Annotated in this window: 16 protein-coding genes; 9 read left to right on the forward strand and 7 right to left on the reverse strand. The window is 45.9% G+C overall.

Annotation, left to right across the window (positions count from 1 at the left end):
* Nucleotides 1-50 precede the first annotated feature (50 nt).
* From ACO08K_RS25795 to nosZ, 5 genes are all read right to left on the reverse strand, one after another.
* Complete coding sequence (locus ACO08K_RS25795; protein WP_421799370.1) at nt 51-818, reverse strand: ABC transporter permease; 768 nt, start codon at nt 816-818, stop codon at nt 51-53.
* The gene (locus tag ACO08K_RS25800; RefSeq protein WP_421799371.1) at nt 815-1,567 is read right to left on the reverse strand and encodes an ABC transporter ATP-binding protein; all 753 of its coding nucleotides are present in this window, start codon (nt 1,565-1,567) and stop codon (nt 815-817) included. Before ACO08K_RS25800 ends, ACO08K_RS25795 begins: the two co-directional genes overlap by 4 nt.
* Nucleotides 1,564-2,787 carry a nitrous oxide reductase family maturation protein NosD gene (locus ACO08K_RS25805; RefSeq protein ID WP_421799372.1) on the reverse strand — a complete coding sequence of 408 codons (1,224 nt, stop codon included), beginning with the start codon at nt 2,785-2,787 and terminating at the stop codon, nt 1,564-1,566. The genes ACO08K_RS25800 and ACO08K_RS25805 overlap by 4 nt, the downstream gene beginning before the upstream one ends.
* A 71-nt stretch (nt 2,788-2,858) precedes the next feature.
* A complete protein-coding gene (locus ACO08K_RS25810) occupies nt 2,859-3,890 on the reverse strand; it encodes a nitrous oxide reductase accessory protein NosL (RefSeq protein WP_421799373.1) in 1,032 nt (343 codons plus the stop codon).
* Between the two features lie 74 nt (nt 3,891-3,964).
* Nucleotides 3,965-5,953: a Sec-dependent nitrous-oxide reductase gene (nosZ, locus tag ACO08K_RS25815; protein ID WP_421799374.1), complete on the reverse strand. Its 1,989-nt coding sequence runs from the start codon at nt 5,951-5,953 to the stop codon at nt 3,965-3,967.
* Between the two features lie 210 nt (nt 5,954-6,163).
* On the opposite strand from nosZ, the gene ACO08K_RS25820 reads away from it, so the two are divergent.
* From ACO08K_RS25820 to ACO08K_RS25855, 8 genes are all read left to right on the forward strand, one after another.
* Entirely contained in the window at nt 6,164-6,724 is a 561-nt protein-coding gene (locus ACO08K_RS25820; RefSeq protein ID WP_421799375.1) for a fasciclin domain-containing protein, read from the forward strand.
* A gap of 57 nt (nt 6,725-6,781) precedes the next feature.
* Nucleotides 6,782-7,198 carry an RrF2 family transcriptional regulator gene (locus ACO08K_RS25825; RefSeq protein WP_421799376.1) on the forward strand — a complete coding sequence of 139 codons (417 nt, stop codon included), beginning with the start codon at nt 6,782-6,784 and terminating at the stop codon, nt 7,196-7,198.
* A 44-nt stretch (nt 7,199-7,242) separates the two neighbouring features.
* Nucleotides 7,243-7,698, forward strand: coding sequence for a c-type cytochrome (locus ACO08K_RS25830; protein WP_421799377.1), 456 nt, complete (start codon nt 7,243-7,245; stop codon nt 7,696-7,698).
* 62 nt (nt 7,699-7,760) lie between these two features.
* Nucleotides 7,761-8,954, forward strand: a complete 1,194-nt coding sequence (locus tag ACO08K_RS25835) for a hypothetical protein (RefSeq protein ID WP_421799378.1) — start codon at nt 7,761-7,763, stop codon at nt 8,952-8,954.
* 54 nt (nt 8,955-9,008) lie between these two features.
* Nucleotides 9,009-9,428, forward strand: a complete 420-nt coding sequence (locus ACO08K_RS25840) for an element excision factor XisH family protein (protein WP_421799379.1) — start codon at nt 9,009-9,011, stop codon at nt 9,426-9,428.
* Complete coding sequence (locus ACO08K_RS25845; protein ID WP_421799380.1) at nt 9,416-9,745, forward strand: XisI protein; 330 nt, start codon at nt 9,416-9,418, stop codon at nt 9,743-9,745. The genes ACO08K_RS25840 and ACO08K_RS25845 overlap by 13 nt, the downstream gene beginning before the upstream one ends.
* A 138-nt stretch (nt 9,746-9,883) precedes the next feature.
* On the forward strand, nt 9,884-10,834 hold the full coding sequence (locus tag ACO08K_RS25850) for a hypothetical protein (protein ID WP_421799381.1): 951 nt from the start codon (nt 9,884-9,886) through the stop codon (nt 10,832-10,834).
* A gap of 32 nt (nt 10,835-10,866) precedes the next feature.
* Nucleotides 10,867-12,375, forward strand: a complete 1,509-nt coding sequence (locus ACO08K_RS25855) for a hypothetical protein (RefSeq protein ID WP_421799382.1) — start codon at nt 10,867-10,869, stop codon at nt 12,373-12,375.
* Nucleotides 12,376-12,454: 79 nt separating this feature from the next.
* Here ACO08K_RS25855 and ACO08K_RS25860 read toward each other — a convergent pair whose 3' ends face one another.
* On the reverse strand, nt 12,455-13,933 hold the full coding sequence (locus ACO08K_RS25860) for an acyl-CoA synthetase (RefSeq protein ID WP_421799383.1): 1,479 nt from the start codon (nt 13,931-13,933) through the stop codon (nt 12,455-12,457).
* Between the two features lie 111 nt (nt 13,934-14,044).
* Here ACO08K_RS25860 and ACO08K_RS25865 point away from each other — a divergent pair, with 111 nt between their 5' ends.
* Complete coding sequence (locus ACO08K_RS25865) at nt 14,045-17,113, forward strand: WD40/YVTN/BNR-like repeat-containing protein (RefSeq protein WP_421799384.1); 3,069 nt, start codon at nt 14,045-14,047, stop codon at nt 17,111-17,113.
* Between the two features lie 182 nt (nt 17,114-17,295).
* Here the strand turns inward: ACO08K_RS25865 and ACO08K_RS25870 are convergent, their stop codons facing one another.
* Nucleotides 17,296-18,216, reverse strand: a complete 921-nt coding sequence (locus ACO08K_RS25870) for an AEC family transporter (RefSeq protein WP_421799385.1) — start codon at nt 18,214-18,216, stop codon at nt 17,296-17,298.
* Nucleotides 18,217-18,284 lie beyond the last annotated feature (68 nt).

The following is an 18,284-nucleotide window of genomic DNA, read 5'->3' on the forward strand; positions in this document are numbered from 1 at the left end:
CCTCTTTAGTGCCTCAGGTTCCTTCGGTGGTAAAAAAAATGGCGCAGCCCTCAAAAGTCCTTTCGACTAAAACTCCGCACACTTCCCCACAGCGGCAAAGCGAACCACATCAGCATGATCAATACCGCATACAACACGCCCCAGCCACTGCCAAAAAACTGCTGCATCACCGCCCCGGTGAAGCCCATCAAAGCCGAAGCATCGGTGTGCAACATGACCAGGATACGCCCCAAATCGATTGGATTGAAGGAAACAAAAGCAATCACTGCCTTTTCCAATGGGTAATCACTAAAGGCGAAGAGCAAAAAGAGCACGATTCCATTGTAGAGCAAGGCAAAATAGAACCACAACAGCAGCGCCACCCCAATGCCTCGGGCCTTATCCCGGGTACGCACCGCAGCCAGTAGCGCCAGTGCCACAAAAATGAAACTGAGCATCACCCCCGTCAATACCAAACTCAGGGCAGCAGCGCTAAAACCAGTCAGCAAAACGGGTATCCCAACCCCGATCAGGTAAGCCAGTGCCAAAGCCGTACCCACACCCAAAAACTGTCCCAAAGCCAAACGCTGACGCGGAATCGGCTGCGCCAACAACAACTCGATGAACTCGTAAGAATTGTAATAATGGATGGTGCTAAAAATGATGCTCACCAGCGGCACCACAATCAATACAATGTTCAACAAATTGAGCAAACCTTTGCCGGGGTTGCTTTCGATGCTGAACATCGTAGCCGACATCAGCAGCAAAAAGAGGGTGTATGCAATGATCATGCGACTGCGCAGGATGTCATAGGCGATGTAACGAAGCAGGGTTTTCATAGGGCGGCTTTTTGGAGTGAAGGAATGTGCTGGTTTTGGCCCTGTTTGGTCATGATTTTGGCAATCGCCTTAGCAAACCGCCGCTCCTGGGTTTGTTCCAGGATGGTTTCCACCGATTGGAAAAACAGGAGGTTGCCTTCCACGAGGTACATTACATCGGTGGTGAGTTCTTCCAGGTCATTCAGGATGTGCGAGGTCATCAGGACGAGTTTGCCTTTTTGTTGCTCGCGCAAAACCTTAGCTTTGAGCGCTTCGGCGGCAATGGGGTCCAGGCCAGCAGTGGGTTCATCCAGAATCAACACCGCAGGGTTGAATAAAAAGGCGAGACAAGCACTGACCTTTTGGCGGGTTCCGCCAGAAAGGGTACGCATGGGTTTGTCAAAACTGCCTTTTAAGCCAAATTCTTCAATCAATTCTTCGTCCAAAGCACCGCAGTGGCAATCTTTGCGCAGGTCAATCATCAAGTCGAAAACCTGCCGCACCCGCATGTTGTCCGGGTAACGCCCGATTTGGGGCATGTAACCAATGTGTTTACGGTAATCCCAGGATTGGGCGATCGACTGGCCTTCAAAACAAATTTGGCCAGCATCTGGCAATACCATGCCCAGCAAACACTTAATAAACGTGGTTTTGCCCGAGCCATTTGGCCCAATCAAAGAGATGCCCTTGCCCTGTTGTAAGTCTACACTTATTCCGTTGAGGGCACAAAGTTTGCCGAATTTTTTGCGCAAGTCGCGAATCTGGATCATGGTCGTAATGGTTTGAGACGGGGTTGACTGTCTTTCAACTCGCTCGGGGTGAGCGTAGGAAATACTTTTTCACTTTCATCAATCAGGCGCACGACAAAACTGTGTAAAAACATCAGTCCCGCCGGAATGCGCTCCACAATCATCGCGTAAAGGCTCACCGGGTGATAGGGCACATCCCCTACTCCATCGCGATTGAGGTCGTAACCCGCGTACTGATCCCAATAGTTGTGCGAAAAACGGTTCATGACCGTACCGCCATTGGTGGCTACGTCGAAGGTGTTGGCCAGGAAGTTGTTTTTTTCAAAAACATTGTCGCTGCAATTGGCCTGCAGGCGCAAAGCCCAACCGTTGTTTTCGAGCGTGTTGTGCGCCAAGTGAATCCGGCTGGAGCCCTCCATGTAAATCCCGGTAGTATTGTTGTCGAAGGTATTGTGCTCGATTTTGCTGTCGGATATGTCTTTAAGCAGCAGGCCGTAAGCCGCGCTACCCCAGTTTTGTTCAAAATGGTTGTATTGCATCACCACATTGCGGGTGTACATCACCGCTACGCCAGCACCGTTTTCCTGAAAGCGGTTGTAGGAATAAGTATTGTTGTGGGAAAACATAAAATGCAGGCCGTACCGAATGTTGTTCTGGCAAAAATTGCGTTGCATGTGGCTCTCGGTCACAAATTCCAGGTAGATGCCATCCCTGTGTCCTTTTACCGTGTTGTCACTGAATGACAAATGATTGCATTTCCAGGCATGGATGGCGTTGCCCGTGTTTTGTTCCTCGGAGGGTTTTCCCTCAATGGTGTTGTTGCGGGCAGTGCAATGGTCGGCGTTGGAGAAATAGATCCCAAAATAACTTTGGCTGATGTGGTTGTTGAGTACTTGAACATGTTTCGAACTGAGCACTTTTACGGCTGCCCAATCCGTGATACTGGTACGCCCGGTCCGCTGAAAACGGAAGCCTTTCACCACAACTTTATCCGCGCTGACAGTCAGAATCTCCCCTTGCCCACTGGCATCGAGCAGAGGTTTGTCTTGCCCCATGAGGGTCAGGGATTTGTTGATTTTGATGCCGTATTGGTAGTACGTTCCGGCGCACACCAGCACAGTATCGCCCACAGTGGCCCGGTCAATGGCTTGCTGAATCGAAGCACCGGGCGCAACCTGGATGGTTTTTGCTTCCAGATTGGTGATCAAAAATAGGCTGAGGATGTAAAAGGGAGTACGCATTAGGAATGACGAATTATAGAGTGACGAATGACGAATAATCGCCTGTGTCTGAGGATGATTGATTTTTAGGGCTATTTTTTCAGATTGGACCAGTTAGTCGTTTCAACTTTCCACTGTTTTTCAACCTCCAATGCATTTAGCTTTTCCAGCGAGGAAAAGGCAGCCATGTTTCCACCCATCGGGCTGCGCAGGGCTTCTGCTTTCAACAGATGCGCACTACGTAGGTTGATGAGGGTGCCTTTCTGCAAGTAGTCATTCACTAAAATGTGCTGGTAATCCGCGTCTTTGGCCCGCTGCATTTGGTAGTATTTGTTCAGGCAAAACAGGTCGTCAAACTTGTACACTTTTCCTTTGGTCGTGACCAGTTCTGCCGCAAAACGATCGTCCATGATGGTCATTTTGCAAAATTCACATTGGTCATGGCCGTACTGGATTGGGCTGGGTTGGGCAGTGCAGGCAAACAGGAATAGCAAGCCAATTGCAGCCACTGTACGTATGGATTTTAATTTGGTTTTTGAATCAGGGCGGAGGTTTTTACAAAAATAATATTCACAGGCGACCACCAGCGTCAGCACCACGGCAGCAAAAATGAACAGGAAGCCTCCCCAGTCTGGCACCGAATACGCACCAAAATTGAGCAGCTTTTTGTAGCCAATCAAAGGTGGTTGGTAGGCCATGCCGGGTACATTGATTGCTGCAGTAGGATCGAGGTTGTGGCCATACTGGTAGCCCCATTGGTAAAAATCGACCATGGCGACAATGCCCGCAACGACGATCAGCCCCAGATAAGCCAAAGACCCAACCCGCTTGTTTAGCCAGGCCGCCACCAGCCCAAGCAACACAAATAAAGCGGCGAGGTACGGCAGGACAATGAACTCCGGAAACATCTCCTCCTTGATGTGGGCCATACCGATGTAGTGGTTCAATCCATTAATGATTTCCACATCGCCAGAAAGGTGGCTCAGCCATATTTTCATCATCAAACCCTCGGGATACTGGGGTGCCCACAGTTCTATTCTCCAGATGGGCAGGAAAAAGGAACCAATCATGGCCAAAGATGCAATCAGAATTGCAATGCGGGATGAAGTGCGCAGTGGCTTCATAATGTGTCAATTTTGTTGAGAAGTTGACGGGTTGAGAAGTTGAGGCTACGGCAGCCTCAACTTCTCAACTATTTTTATTTCAAACTCACTTTGGCTTCTTCATCCAGGTTGACACCCGTACCCCAGCGCAATGCTACATTGCTGTTGGCTGGCGAGACCCTGACGTAGCCTTGCATTTCCTGGTGCAGGGCCGAACAGAAGTCGGTGCAATACATAGGCACAATACCGGCTTTGGATGGAATCCATTTCAGGGTACAAGTCTCCCCTGGCATGATCAGGATTTCAGCGTTGTTGGCCTTGCGGATGGCAAATCCGTGTGGTACATCCCAGTCTTGTTCGAGGTTGGTGACGTGGAAATACACTTCATCCCCCACTTTGATGCCTTCGATGTTATCCGGGGCAAAGTGTGAGCGAATAGAGGTCATGTACACGTGTACATCTTTGCCCTTGCGTACAACCTTGGATTCTTTCTCGCCTTTGGCGACATAAGGGTGGAAATTGTCTTCCAGTTTGAAAAATTTCACACTATTCGGTTCAACCAATGCCGCCGGAAGCGCTTCCGCGTAGTGCGGTTCACCCACGGTGGGGAAGTCAAGCAGGAGCTGCATTTTATTGCCATCAATGGAGTACAACTGCGCCGATTGTGCCAATTCAGGCCCAGTAGGCAGGTAGCGGTCTTTGGTGATTTTGTTGTAGGCAATCACGTATTTACCGTGTGGTTTCATGGTGGGACCACCAGGAATACTCAAGTGACCTACCGAATAATAAGTAGGCACACGATCGAGTACCTCCAGTTTTTCGATGTTCCACTTGACCAACTCAGACGATACAAAGAAAGAAGTAATGGCATTGCCTTGTCCGTCAAACTCGGTGTGCAATGGGCCCAAGCCAGGTTTTTGTACTTCACCGTGCAACACTGCTTCGTAGTTCAATACGGGAATGCTTTCAAACTCGCCGTCGAATTTTTTAGCGGCAATGGCTTTTTGCATTTTGCTGAAAGAAAATACCGGAATCACTGCGGCCAACTTGCCACTACCGACGATGTATTCACCGGTAGGATCGACATCGCATCCGTGGGGCGATTTGGGGCAAGGAATGAAGTACAACATGTCTGGACAATCTTTGGGGTCCAGGGTCATTACTTCCTTGATCATGGTAGAAGTAGCCGAGTGGGTTCTTTCGTCGTACACGTTGTGGGCGTATTCGGCGGGTTCTTTTTTGCCTTTGCCAGCTTTTAGGTATTCCTCAGCCTTTTTCCAGTTTACGGCCAGGATGAAGTCCTTGTCTTTTTGTGAAGCATTCACTTCCAGCAAAGTATTGGCTTGTTCCGTATTGTAACAAGAGAAGAAAAACCAACCATCAGATACCCCACGGCCGCAACGCGACAAGTCGAAACTTACCGCTGGTGTTTTTAACTGAAACCCAATGGACATCCGCCCGCTGGTTTTGTCAATTTTGACAAAACTGAGGTAACCCTTAAAGTTTTCCTTAAAACTACTGATCGGCACGTCGGCAATCTCATCCGGTGGGACAGAAAAACGGGTACCCGCTACGGCATACTCGGTATTGGCGGTCAAAAATGGAGAGGAGTGGTTGCCCCCGCTGTTGGGCAATTCGATGATCTCTTCGGTGCGAAAGGTTTTGAGGCTGATGCGCGCTATTCTTGGTGTGTTGTTGCCATTGATAAAAGCCCAACGGCCATCGTGTTCTCCTTTAGTCGTGGACAGTGCTACGTGGTGAGAATCGTCCCAAGGCACAAAACCTTCTGAGGTATTCAACATAGGTTTGGTCTCTTCACTGTAGCCATACCCACTTTCAGCGAATTGGGAAAAAACCGGAATAATACGCAACAAACGGCCCGACGGGATGCCATAAACCGACATTTGGCCGTTGAAACCACCCGATACAAAACTGTAAAATTCGTCTTTCTGCCCTGGTGCTACATACACTTTGGCAGCTGCATCGCCCGATATGGTTGTGCCCAAATCTTTGGGCTTACAGCTGAATATCAGGGTCAACAAAGAAAGGAATCCAAAACTAGGGATGACCCATTGCAATTTCATAGGTGCGAGATTTGGTGATGAAGAATTTGCTTTTCGTTCAATTGTTTGAAGACAAGCATGTGTTTGATGGTTCAAATATATTAGGACAAAAAGGTCTTAATATATGATAAACTTCAACCACCCCACTGACAATTGTCAACCTCAACAATAAAAGACATAAATATCTTTATCTCCGAAAAATAACTCATTTATCAGCAAAACTAGTTGATTATGAAATCACTAAGAACCACAACTATAGGTTCATTGGCACTATTCCTGGGCCTATTTGTATGGGCCTGCCAGTCCAACACCTCAAATTCTACGGAGACAAAAGTCAGTGCTGCTACCGGTGCCGGACAATCAGCGGTATCCGATAATGAATCGGCTAAGGATGTTGTCAAAGTTGCGGTGGCTTCACCCGACCACAAAACACTGGTCACCGCTGTGCAAACCGCAAACCTGGTAGACGTGCTCTCCAACGCTGGCCCTTTCACGGTTTTTGCCCCAACTGATGCAGCCTTCAATGCCTTACCCAAGGGTACGGTTGAAGACCTATTGAAAGAGAAAAACCGGGAAAAACTGACCGACATCTTGCAGTACCACGTAGCGGTAGCGGGTTATCCGACCGAAGCGCTAACGGATGGCCGAATTCTCAGCATGGTCAATGGCGGGTCGGCAACCATCAGCAACAAGGACGGCGTAATTATGATCAATGATGCCAAGGTGGTCGGTACGGTCAAAGCCAGCAATGGCATTGTACACGTCATCGACAAGGTGATTTTGCCGAAATGATTTTCCAACTTGTTGAGTATCTTACGCACTGATTTTTTCGCTTTTGATTTTGAGCTTATGTTTTCCAAATCTTGTCAATACGCCATTCGCGCCGTGCTCTATCTTGCCGATAAGGGGAAGGATGGCCAATGTGTAGGGGTGAAAGAAATTGCCGAAACGCTGGAGGTTCCAGGGCCTTTTTTGGCCAAGTTGTTGCAACAATTGTCCCGCAATCAGCTCATTGGTTCCACCAAAGGGCCACATGGTGGTTTTTGTATGACCTCAGCACACCTGCAAGCCTCGCTGATTCGGGTAATTGAATGTATTGACGGTCCGGAGGTATTCAGCTCTTGTGTATTGGGTTTACCTGCCTGCAATGCAGCGAATCCTTGTCCTTTGCACTACCAATCCCTGGCTTACAAGCAGGGGATGCTCAAAATTTTGAAAGACAAAACCATTGCGGAAGTTGCTCAACAAGTCCCTGAAATCGTGTAATTTTTAAATTCATTCCTCATTCACTTTTTCAATACTTGTTTATCATGAATAAGCACTTAGCACTGCTATTGGGCCTGGGCATTTTTTTGTCCGCTTGCGGCGGGAATTCCAATCAAACTACAGATCAGAACAGCGAAAAAGCGCCAGCACCTGCAGTCAGCGACAAAGGCATCGGTGAAATCAAATCCGTCACCTTGAACAGTCCACTCAAACCCGACATGGTGGCCAAAGGGCAAGCCATTTACGACATGAAATGTGCGGCCTGCCATAAGTTGGACGAGATGCGGGTGGTTGGTCCGGGTTGGAAGGGCCTCACTGAGCGCCGCAAACCCGAATGGATCATGAACATGATCACCAATGTTGAAGTGATGCTGGACAAAGATCCTGCCGCTCAGGCTTTGCTCGAAGAATGTCTCACCCGTATGCCCAATCAAAACGTATCCGTTGGGGATGCGAGGGATATTCTGGAGTTCATGTACTCCATTGATGAAAAGAAGTAGTGTATCATTTGGGTTGGATCATCTATAATCACCTGGGTGATCCAACCTATAACTTTTAAGCCATGCCCTCTCTTTGGTTCCGAGTCGCCCTGGGTAACTTTTTCATCGCCGCACTCCTGGGGCTAACCCTTCGCTTCGCCTTCATCCAGGAAATCCCTTTTTTTAACTACAAAAACATCCTGCATGCTCACTCGCACGTAGCCATGCTGGGCTGGTTGTATTTGGGCTTGTATGGGCTGGTGGTTACTTTTTTTGTACCAAAAGAAAAGGCGACATCCCGATTCTATCGGCGTCTCTTTTGGCTCAGTCAAATCAGTGTATTGGGAATGTTGTTCAGTTTTCCCTTTCAAGGGTACGGCCCGGTATCGATCAGTTTTTCCACTTTACACATATTCTGCGCTTACACCTTTGCCGCCAATGTATGGATGGATAGCAAGGCAACACCGGGTTTTAGTCGACTCTTGCTGCGTAGCTCCCTGGCCTTCATGGTACTGTCTACCTTCGGCGTTTGGTCCATGGGCCCTCTGATGGCTTTGGGATTCAAACACAGCATTTGGTACCACCTGGCCGTGCAGTTTTTTTTACACTTCCAGTTCAACGGCTGGTTCATCATTGCGGTGTTGGCTTTGTTCTTTCAGTGGATGGAGCAAAAAGGGCATATGCCTTCCAAAACATTCCGGGGATGGTTTTATGGATTACTAATTGGTGCGGCCATTTTGACCTTCGCCTTGGCGGTAGCCTGGTCTGAGCCCCATCCCCTGGTATTTGCCTGTAACAGTATAGGTGTATTGCTCCAATTAAGCGCTTTGGTGTTGTTGCTTCAACATTTTTGGCCAATCCTTTCAAGCATTAAAGCAGCCTTATTGCCAGTTCAATTTCGCCTTTGGCAATTGTCCTTACTCAGTTTGTGTTTTAAAATAGTCGTACAAGCAGCTGTGGCACTGCCGATCGTAGCCCAAATGGCCTATACCATCCGCAATTACATCATTGGTTTTATCCACCTGATGATGTTGGGCATTTTAAGCTTTTTCATCCTGGGTATCCAATACGGGCAAAGTTCTAGTTTAAGCAAAAATCAAAGCTGGGGCTTGATCGCGCTGGGCAGCGGAATCATTGGATCAGAGGCTTTGTTGTTTTTGCAAGGCACCTTGTTTTGGGCGGGTTGGGGTTTTATGCCGGGATATTATTTGCTGCTGTTTGGCGTAAGTGCGTTGATGCCCATTGGGGTTGGATTGTTGTTGGTAAAAAGCGGCTAATTTTCACCCCACTCAATCACACAAAAAACGTATCTTTGAAAGAAGAAAATCACCATGGCAAGAGACCTTTACCATGAAAAAGTACGAATTGCACTTGAGGAAGAAGGCTGGTTAATCACTCATGATCCTCTTTACCTCAGTGATTTTGCCGCTAAAATCGATTATGAAATTGATTTAGGTGCAGAAAAACTGATTGTAGCCGAAAAAGGACCAGAAAAAATAGCAGTTGAAGTAAAAAGTTTTCTTCGAACTTCAATCAGTCACGAATTTCACAGTGTATTCGGCCAGTACCTTGTTTATCTCGAAGTGCTAAAAAAGCTTGCTCCTGAGCGGATTTTGTTTCTTGCTATACCGGACTTTGCTTACGATCGACTACAAGATTATTCCTTCATTTTGGACATATTGCGTAATTACGAAGTGCGGTATATCGTTTTTGATTCAAAACAGCCAAACATTGTTACATGGAAAAAATAGAAAAATACCAAGCCATCATTCTAAACTTTCTACAACAGTATGAAGGTGAACACAAAGATGGAGAAACTTATGTCCTAACGGATACGACCCATCATCATTACCAAATCATGCGCGCAGGCTGGGATAATTTGAACCATTATTTTTTGAGGGTCCGAATCCACCTACACATTAAACCTGATGGTAAAATCTGGATCATGGAAAATCGAACAGAGGACGAAATCGCAGAAATTTTGGTAGATCTAGGGGTTGACAAAAAAGATATTGTGTTGGCATTGTTGCCGGAGCATGTTAGAGAACTTTCGGGGTATGGAATTTAGGTGCTTGTAATTCCTCATGCAAATCTCCCTATTAGTCGAATAGGCCCGATGTTTAGGTTTGCTGTTGTATAAATCTAACTTTAGCTGTTCGCTACAACAGTCCTTGTACTGCTTGGTTTTATTATAAAAAATTCAATGATGAGCAATAGTGAAACACCTCTTGATTTTGATCAAATAAAAAAGAAGATTTCTACAAGCTTAAATAATAAATTGGCACGACGAAATGTGCAATCATTAGACGATATCGCTAAGATTGATTTATCAAGTTTTGCCAAAGAAGTTGGTGTTGGAAAAACACTTGTTCAAGAACTTCGTGAATTACAGGATTGGCTACTTGCTAACAAAAACATGTTAATTGTTAATTTTTCAAGCAAAGAACCAATTATCAACTTCATTGTGGATCCATCAATTGAAAAAATAGAGTTCAAATACATTCCAGAATTTTTTCCAGGTAAGCTTTTGAATAATTTAATAAAAAACAACATAAATACAGTTGAAGACCTAAAAAACCAAACATATGAAAGTTTATTAGCCACACCAGGCATAGCAAAGCACAGTATTGACACCCTAAGCAATTTTGCATCTAATTTAAAAGCAGACCCTGACAAATTTCTAGAAATATACAATGCCGAAAAAAACGGAACAAAAATCCCATCCAACCCTGATTTTAATGAGCCTTTTTTAAAGCTCTTTAAAGATACGATTGATGATTATATTAAAATTACAAGCAAAAACGACCCTAGAAGAGGCGAGTCCTTTATGAAATATTTTGGTTTGATGGGTAGTTCTAGTTATTTCTTAACTGACATTGGCTTATTTTATGATGTGACGAATGCAAGAGTTAGCCAATTGGTTGCAATTTCCATTTCTGAGCTGAAATCTATTCTCAAGGGAAATTTATCTAAAAAATTAAAAATCAGATGTGATGAGAAGATTGTCCGTACAATCAATTCACTACTTTCAGAACTCAAATCTCAAAAGGTATTTTCAAAAACTGTTTTGATTAGTATCCTCAAGGAGAACTACAATTCTTCTTTTGAAAAAAGTATTACCCGTATCTTATTTTACTTTTTGAATTATTTGATATAAAACCAGGCGGAAATGGGCCTTCACTCTCAGATGTGGAGCTTTTCTTTGCTGACAAAAAAATTGACAAAGATAAATTCTTTCAAGCTAGCAAAATTATTTTTGACACTTTAGAAGAAAGCGTTTTGCCGCTTTCAATTTTTGACCTGATTATTAGAGTTAAACGAGCGGATAGTTCTATTCAAAGAAATGTTTTAGAACTCGTTTTAAAAGTCTTTCCTGAAATCGAAGAAATAACCCTAAATTCTCAGGAAATGTATCAGATCCGGCTTGATAAATTATCATCAGCAGCTGATATGGCCGAAAGAATCCTATTCCAATTCGGAAAAAGTGCTCATGTAGATGAAATCGTTAGAGAAATTAATGTCAGCCTCTATAGATTAGGTTCAAACAAATCAGTCAATAAAAGCTCCGTTTTGTCTCAGCTAAAGGATAAAAAGGACATTGTTTTTCAAGGCAGAACAGGAGTGTATTCTTTCCTTGAATGGGAAGAGAACACAGATAGTATTTCTAGTTTAATTCGAAAGGCTTTTTTGCACTATAACTACCCTCTTTTGCACAAAGAAATAATTGAATACGTAAAAAACATTAGACCTACATTAAAAGAAACTTCTATTCGGACTATTACAGCAATGGAATACACTAAATTGAATGGCGACAAATTCATTCTCCCAGAATGGTTAAGTAATTATAAAAATGATGTAGCTCCTAAGCTAAAAAAAATGCCAGTACAGCTGTCAACATCAAAAAAAGACATTGCTTTATTAGAAATAAAAAATTACATAAATATGTCTGGTCCATTTGGATGCCAACTTATTGAGTTGACAAAAAAGATGGCAAGCAAGTTAAATTACAAAAAACAAACAATTTACACAATTATAAGTGAAAATAAAAATGAGTTTGTCAAATTCGACAAAGAAAATAAAACATGGATAAGGCTCTCAAGTATTCAAAATATTACAACAAATGTGTATAACTGGCAAGAAATCCAAAAAGAGCTTTCTCATGATCTAGAGGGTCGCTTTAACAATGTATATCAAACTATTCCAAACTCAGCAAATTTTCAAGATGTACTCAATATGTTGAAAGCTTTGATTGATGCGACAACAGCAGAATCAGGTCTTGATGGCCTCAATGAGCAACTCTTGCCAACTTTTTTTAAATTTTATAGGCATTCAAATGACAAAAGTGATTTACTGAATTATTTCAAACAAATATCAACAAGTCTTGACCCATTCTTAAAAAAAATCTTGTTCTTTGTTGACAATGCTGAATACAACCGCATTACATTACATAAACAAGGACTGGGTGCTGTAATAAAATCTCTTGGAAAACTTGACCCTGACGGAAATAGACGCGCACAAATAACAAATTATAGATTTGCAGAAGACATGTATTATGCATATTCAAATCGAAATACTATAACTCACGATGCAAAGCTCTGGGGAAAGCAACAATTAGTTGTCAACACGACCTATGCAATCACTATATACATTTTCTCCATATACGAGTATTATTCAGAGTTAGAAGCCCATCTTGCCTAATAGACATCCAAAACAAAATCCAATAAGTCATTCAAGCCTCTTCCATAAAGTAGGTAAACAAAATTTGCGCTTTCATGCCTCAAAACAAACCCTTCACATCCTTTTTCGTCACCTTCCCCATCGCATTACGCGGCAATTCTGCCACCAAAAGGTACTGCCGAGGCACCCGATAAGCAGGCATTCGTTCCCGCATCCAGGTATTGAGGGCTTTTAGGTCGATTTCTGCTTTGGTGACCAGCGCAGCCGCTACAGTTTCACCCCACTCTTCACTTGGCAAGCCTACTACTGCACAATCCGCAATGGCTGGATGGGTTCGCAAAACTTCTTCTATTTCCAGGGCTGACAACTTATAACCTCCAGATTTGATGATGTCCATCGAAGTGCGGCCGAGGATGCGGTAATATCCTTCCTCTACCACAGCAGTATCGCCCGTCATAAACCAGCCATCGGTGGTAAAGCTTTGCGCGGTAGCATCCGGGCGTTGCCAGTATTCCAAAAAGACATTATCGCCCTTGATTTGAATTTCCCCAACTTCGCCGGGGCCGATTTCTTGTTGGTGATCATCAACCAAACGTACTGCCACCCTTGGCAAAGGCATTCCAATATATCCAGCCCTCCTTTCCCCAACATAAGGATTGCTGATGGCCATACCAATCTCGGTCATGCCATAGCGCTCCAACAAACGGTGGCCACTGATGCCTTCCCATTTTTCCATCACCGACACAGGTAAGGCCGCTGACCCCGAAATCATCAAACGGAAAGCTTGCAAGCGAGTCTTCAATTGCGCTCGCGCCTCCATTGACATCGCCTCCACAGCTTCGATCAATTTAAAATAAATGGTGGGTACGGCCATGAAAACATTCAAGTCACCCTGCAAAAAAATATCCAGCACTTTTTGAGCTTCGAAATGGGGCAAAAACTGCACTTTCCCCCCAGCCCACAAAGTGCAGGATACCACATTGATGATGCCATGCACATGGTGAAGCGGTAAAATGCACAGGGTGTGGTCCGTATCGGAATAGGCCCAGGCTTCGATCAGGGATTCAATTTGTGCAGCAATGTTCTGGTGGGTAGTTACTACTCCTTTCGGCAAATTGGTGGTGCCGCTGGTGTACAAAATCATGGCCCGGCGGCTTAAATCCACTTGAGGCAAAATTCCTTTTACCATTGGTTCTTCATTGCCCAGAATAATCAAGCGAAGTCCTTTTTGCCGGCAATAATCGCCCAAGACGGCCTCAAATTCCGGCGAAACTACCACAATCTCCGCTTGGGTATCCTCCAAAACATACTGCAAAGAAGGTAAGGGGTAGGTAATACACAATGGTACAACAACGCCGCCTGCCAGCCAAATCCCCCATTGGGTGCGCACGTAGTCGAAGCCGGGCTTGACCATAAAGGCGACGCGGCGTTCGGCAAGGTCGGCTTCATTTTGCAGTAAATTATGGGCAAAAGCTACGGCTGCGTTTAACAGATTACCGTAGGTATACGATTCGCCTTCCTCCTGGATGGCAATATGGTCTGGATGTGTTTCGGCGTAGTTGAAAATGGGTAATGGCATAGTGAATCGGAATATTCAAAAATGAGCTGCCAAAATAAAAATCCTTATCGAATCAGTACTGGAATCCACCCAAAATCGGCTAACTTTCCCTCAAACAATCACGGATTCCGTATGAAAACCAATAAAACCATTCAACTTCTACTCTTTTTCATCCTGGCATTTTTCCAGGTACAGGCCCAACCCTACGACGCCAAATTGTTCAACTCCATGCGTTGGCGCATGATTGGACCGCATCGGGGAGGCCGTACGGTAGGTGCAGTAGGTGTACCTCAGCAACCCAATGTTTTTTACATCGGGGTCAACCACGGTGGCGTTTGGAAAACCACCGACTACGGCCGCACCTGGGTGCCTATTTTTGACGACCAACCCACTGGTTCGATAGGCGATGTTGGCGTAGCGCCTTCCAACCCAAATGTGCTCTATGTAGCCAGCGGCGAAGGCCTTCAACGGCCGGACTTATCGGTCGGTGATGGCATGTACAAATCCGTTGATGCAGGCAAAAGCTGGCAACACATTGGCCTGCGCGAAGGCCAACAAATCGGAGGCATCGACATTGATCCACGGAATGAAAACCGCGTATTTGCAGCTGTTCTCGGTCGCCCCTACGGCCCCAACACGGAACGCGGCGTTTACCGAACCACCAACGGTGGCAAAACCTGGGACCGGGTATTGTACAAAGATGAAAACACCGGAGCCATCCAAGTGACCATCGACCCCAGCAACTCGAATATCGTTTACGCCAGCTTATGGGCAGCCCGCCAGGGTCCCTGGGAAAATGGCGCCTGGCAAGGCCCCGAAAGTGGGTTCTACAAATCAACCGATGGTGGGACTACCTGGCAAAAAAAGGCCACAGGTTTGCCCACTTTTGCCGAAGGTTTAGGGCGCATTGGCTTTTGTATTGCGCCCAGTCAAACCAAACGCCTTTACGCCACGGTCGACGCCCCAACCAAAGGGGGCATCTACCGTAGCGACGACGGTGGTGAATCCTGGGCCCTGATGAATCCCGACGCCCGGCTTTGGGGGCGCGGCAGCGATTTTGCCGAGGTAAAAGTGGACTCCAAAAACCCCGATATCGTTTACTCAGCCAATGTTGTGGCCTGGAAATCAACGGATGGCGGTAAAAACTGGTCCGCTTTCCGCGGTGCACCCGGAGGCGACGACTACCACCGCATCTGGATCAATCCCAACAACCCGGATATCATTTTACTGGCCAGCGACCAGGGAGCCATCATCACGGTCAACGGTGGAGAAACCTTCAGTTCCTGGTACAATCAACCAACCGCACAGTTTTACCATGTCAGTACAGATAATGCTTTTCCTTACAATGTCTACGGCGGCCAGCAGGAAAGTGGTTCGGTGGGGATTACCTCACGAGGCAACGATGGCCGCATCACCTTTCGGGAATGGCACCCGGTGGGCGTAGAAGAATATGGATATGTAGCTCCCGATCCGCTTGACCCCAACATCATTTACGGCGGAAAGGTCACTCGCTTTGACAAACGTACGGGGCAAACCCAAAACATTGCTCCAGAAGCAGTTCGATCTGGAAAATATCGCTTCATTCGCACGGCCCCAATCCTGTTTTCCCCCATCAACCCCAAAACCTTGTATTACGCAGGCAATGTATTGTTCAGAACTCGGAATGGTGGTAACTCCTGGGAAATCATCAGTCCGGATCTGACTCGAGAGACTTACGATGTCCCAGAGAGTGTGGGCGTTTACACCACTGCAGACATGAAAACAATGCCCCGGCGAGGCGTCATTTACACCATTGCACCCTCTCCTTTGGACTCAAATCTCATTTGGGCAGGTACGGATGATGGGTACATTCAAGTAACAAAGGATGGCGGCAAGAGCTGGAGCAATGTCACTCCACCTGCGGTTACCTCCTGGAGTAAGGTTTCGATCATGGAGGCCAGCCATTTTGACAAAAACACTGCTTATGCTGCCGTCAATCGAATCCGTTGCGATGATATGCGCCCACACATTTACCGCACTCGCGACGGGGGAAAAACCTGGCAGGAAATTGTTACGGGTTTGCCCGATGACCCGATCAATGCAGTCAAGGAAGACCCGCTCAAAAAGGGTTTACTTTTTGCAGGTTCGGAGCGGATGGTTTCAGTATCCTTCGATGACGGTGAGCACTGGCAATCTTTGCGTTTAAATATGCCTGCCACTTCGATCCGCGATTTGGTGATTAAAGACGATGACATTGTGGTGGGTACCCACGGACGTTCCTTCTGGATCCTGGACGACATCACTCCACTACGGCACCTGACTCCAGCTTTAGCCACCCAAAATTCAATTTTGTACAAGCCACAGCTGACTTACCGCGTACGCTGGAACATGAATACCGACACACCCATTCCTCAGGAAGAACCCTCCGGCGACAATCCACCCGATGGTGCAGTGATCAATTATTACCTCAAAGAAGCTGCCACTGTGAGTTTGGAAATTTTGGATGCTTCAGGGAATTTAGTGCGCAAATTTACGCCAAATGACCCAGCAGACAATATTCCTCCGAACAACGTCCCGCCCTATTGGATTCGCCCTCAGCAGATTTTATCGGGGGCAGCTGGTTCACATCGCTTTGTGTGGGATTTGCACTACACACCTCTACCTGGGCCAGCGAATTTTCCGATTGCAGCCACTTATCGAAATACTGCGCCACGACCTACCGGACCTTGGGTAATGCCGGGCAATTATACGGTGCGACTGACCGTCAATGGTCAAAGCTTTACACAGCCTTTGGGGATCAAGATGGATCCTCGAGTGCAAACCAGTACTGCTCAATTGCGGCAACAGTTTGACTTGTCGATGACTTGTTATGATGGGCAAAAAAAATTAAATGCTTTGCTAAACCAGACGGCAGGATTGCGTGCGCAAATCAAAACCAATCTGGGCCTGCTCAAAAATGGGGTACTGGCGCCAAAATTGCACGATTTGAACGAATCCCTGGTGGCCCTGGAAAAAGAATTTGGGCCAGCGAATCGGAATTTTGCGGGTGTTTTTGGTGTTTTGCAGGATGCGGACATGCCGCCTACCCAACAGGCAATTGAGGCCGCTTCAGCGGCTCAAGCCAGTTTGGAGGGCATCAATAAAAAAATGGAAGCCATCAAGGCAAAATTGCCAGAAATCAATACAGCCTTGAAAAGAATGAATTTGAAAATCCTTGAATAGAGTAAAGGATAGCCACTTTTTCCAAGTCTCTACTGGGCAGAACCTTCCGAAAGTGGAAGACTTTCGGAAGGGCAATCCTGGATTTTGAGCGTATAACCCAAATCTGAAGGCCCCTTCCCGAAAGTTTTCCACTTTCGGGAAGTTCTTTTACCGCAAAATTTTGCGCATAAAGTTCCCTAAAATCACCGCAAACCCAACACCACCACTACTCCCCACATCAAGCCAAAACTGATCAGCAAAGAAATATTCAATAGTGTACCCGCAATTCGCGAATCAAAATTCATTTCATCCGAAAAGGGTAGAATGGTCAAACCAATTGGCAGCAACACACAAACGATCAAGACGCTGCGCATCTGAGAGTCAGCGGGTAGCAAAAAATACAAAGCCGCAACTGCTGCAAAACCCACCACATATCGAATCGCCAACACTTTGGAAATGGCCTTCAGCTTGTTTTTATCTAAAGCAAAACTCAGGTAAAGGCCCATGAGTAAAAGTACCAGCGACTTGTTAGCAGAAGCCAAAACATCCAGGCCATCCATCATTAACTTCGGTACTGGAATGTTCAGAAGATTGATGGTAAGGCCCACAAACATGGCTAAAAAGGGTGGCAAACTAAACACCCGTTTGAGAATCATCCGCCAATCGACTGCTTGTGCTCCGCTCGATGCGATGTAACTCCCCAATGGGTAAACAATTCCAAAGGCTATGATGGTATTCCCAATATCGTACATCACCGCGTAAACCAGGGCTTCTTTGCCAAACAAACCTTCAATGATCGGGAAACCAAACAGGCCCACATTCGCAGTACCTGCGCCCATGGTGAGCACTCCACGTAATTCGTTCGAATAATTGCCAAACCAAAACCAGGCAATTGTAAGCATCAGGCTACAAAATCCGATACAAAACAGCGGCAGTAAAAACAATGAGGGCGTCAGCTCTACTCGCACCATGGACACCAACATCAAGGCTGGAAAAGTAGTGTGCATCAAAAACTTGGAAATGATTTTGCCTTCCTCTTCTTTGACGAAACCGTATTTTTTCAACAAAAAACCTAATGCGATGATGCTGAGTGTGATGATAAAGACGTGGTTGGCTTGGGTCATTACAAGCGTGTGTTTTTGTGTTTATGGGCACAAAGATAACAGCCAATATCCAAGCATTTCGCTCAAAT

The organism is Haliscomenobacter sp. (genome assembly GCF_965225875.1).
GTDB lineage: Bacteria > Bacteroidota > Bacteroidia > Chitinophagales > Saprospiraceae > Haliscomenobacter.

What these genes read in the sequence shown, in the direction of transcription:
- nosZ (WP_421799374.1), bottom strand. Translation starts at nt 5,953, where the DNA reads ATGAAATTGCAATGGGTCATCCCTAGTTTTGGATTCCTTTCTTTGTTG.
- ACO08K_RS25865 (WP_421799384.1), top strand. Translation starts at nt 14,045, where the DNA reads ATGAAAACCAATAAAACCATTCAACTTCTACTCTTTTTCATCCTGGCA.
- ACO08K_RS25805 (WP_421799372.1), bottom strand. Translation starts at nt 2,787, where the DNA reads ATGCGTACTCCCTTTTACATCCTCAGCCTATTTTTGATCACCAATCTG.
- ACO08K_RS25835 (WP_421799378.1), top strand. Translation starts at nt 7,761, where the DNA reads ATGCCCTCTCTTTGGTTCCGAGTCGCCCTGGGTAACTTTTTCATCGCC.
- ACO08K_RS25825 (WP_421799376.1), top strand. Translation starts at nt 6,782, where the DNA reads ATGTTTTCCAAATCTTGTCAATACGCCATTCGCGCCGTGCTCTATCTT.
- ACO08K_RS25870 (WP_421799385.1), bottom strand. Translation starts at nt 18,216, where the DNA reads ATGACCCAAGCCAACCACGTCTTTATCATCACACTCAGCATCATCGCA.
- ACO08K_RS25850 (WP_421799381.1), top strand. Translation starts at nt 9,884, where the DNA reads ATGAGCAATAGTGAAACACCTCTTGATTTTGATCAAATAAAAAAGAAG.
- ACO08K_RS25810 (WP_421799373.1), bottom strand. Translation starts at nt 3,890, where the DNA reads ATGAAGCCACTGCGCACTTCATCCCGCATTGCAATTCTGATTGCATCT.
- ACO08K_RS25830 (WP_421799377.1), top strand. Translation starts at nt 7,243, where the DNA reads ATGAATAAGCACTTAGCACTGCTATTGGGCCTGGGCATTTTTTTGTCC.
- ACO08K_RS25860 (WP_421799383.1), bottom strand. Translation starts at nt 13,933, where the DNA reads ATGCCATTACCCATTTTCAACTACGCCGAAACACATCCAGACCATATT.
- ACO08K_RS25795 (WP_421799370.1), bottom strand. Translation starts at nt 818, where the DNA reads ATGAAAACCCTGCTTCGTTACATCGCCTATGACATCCTGCGCAGTCGC.
- ACO08K_RS25840 (WP_421799379.1), top strand. Translation starts at nt 9,009, where the DNA reads ATGGCAAGAGACCTTTACCATGAAAAAGTACGAATTGCACTTGAGGAA.
- ACO08K_RS25820 (WP_421799375.1), top strand. Translation starts at nt 6,164, where the DNA reads ATGAAATCACTAAGAACCACAACTATAGGTTCATTGGCACTATTCCTG.
- ACO08K_RS25845 (WP_421799380.1), top strand. Translation starts at nt 9,416, where the DNA reads ATGGAAAAAATAGAAAAATACCAAGCCATCATTCTAAACTTTCTACAA.
- ACO08K_RS25800 (WP_421799371.1), bottom strand. Translation starts at nt 1,567, where the DNA reads ATGATCCAGATTCGCGACTTGCGCAAAAAATTCGGCAAACTTTGTGCC.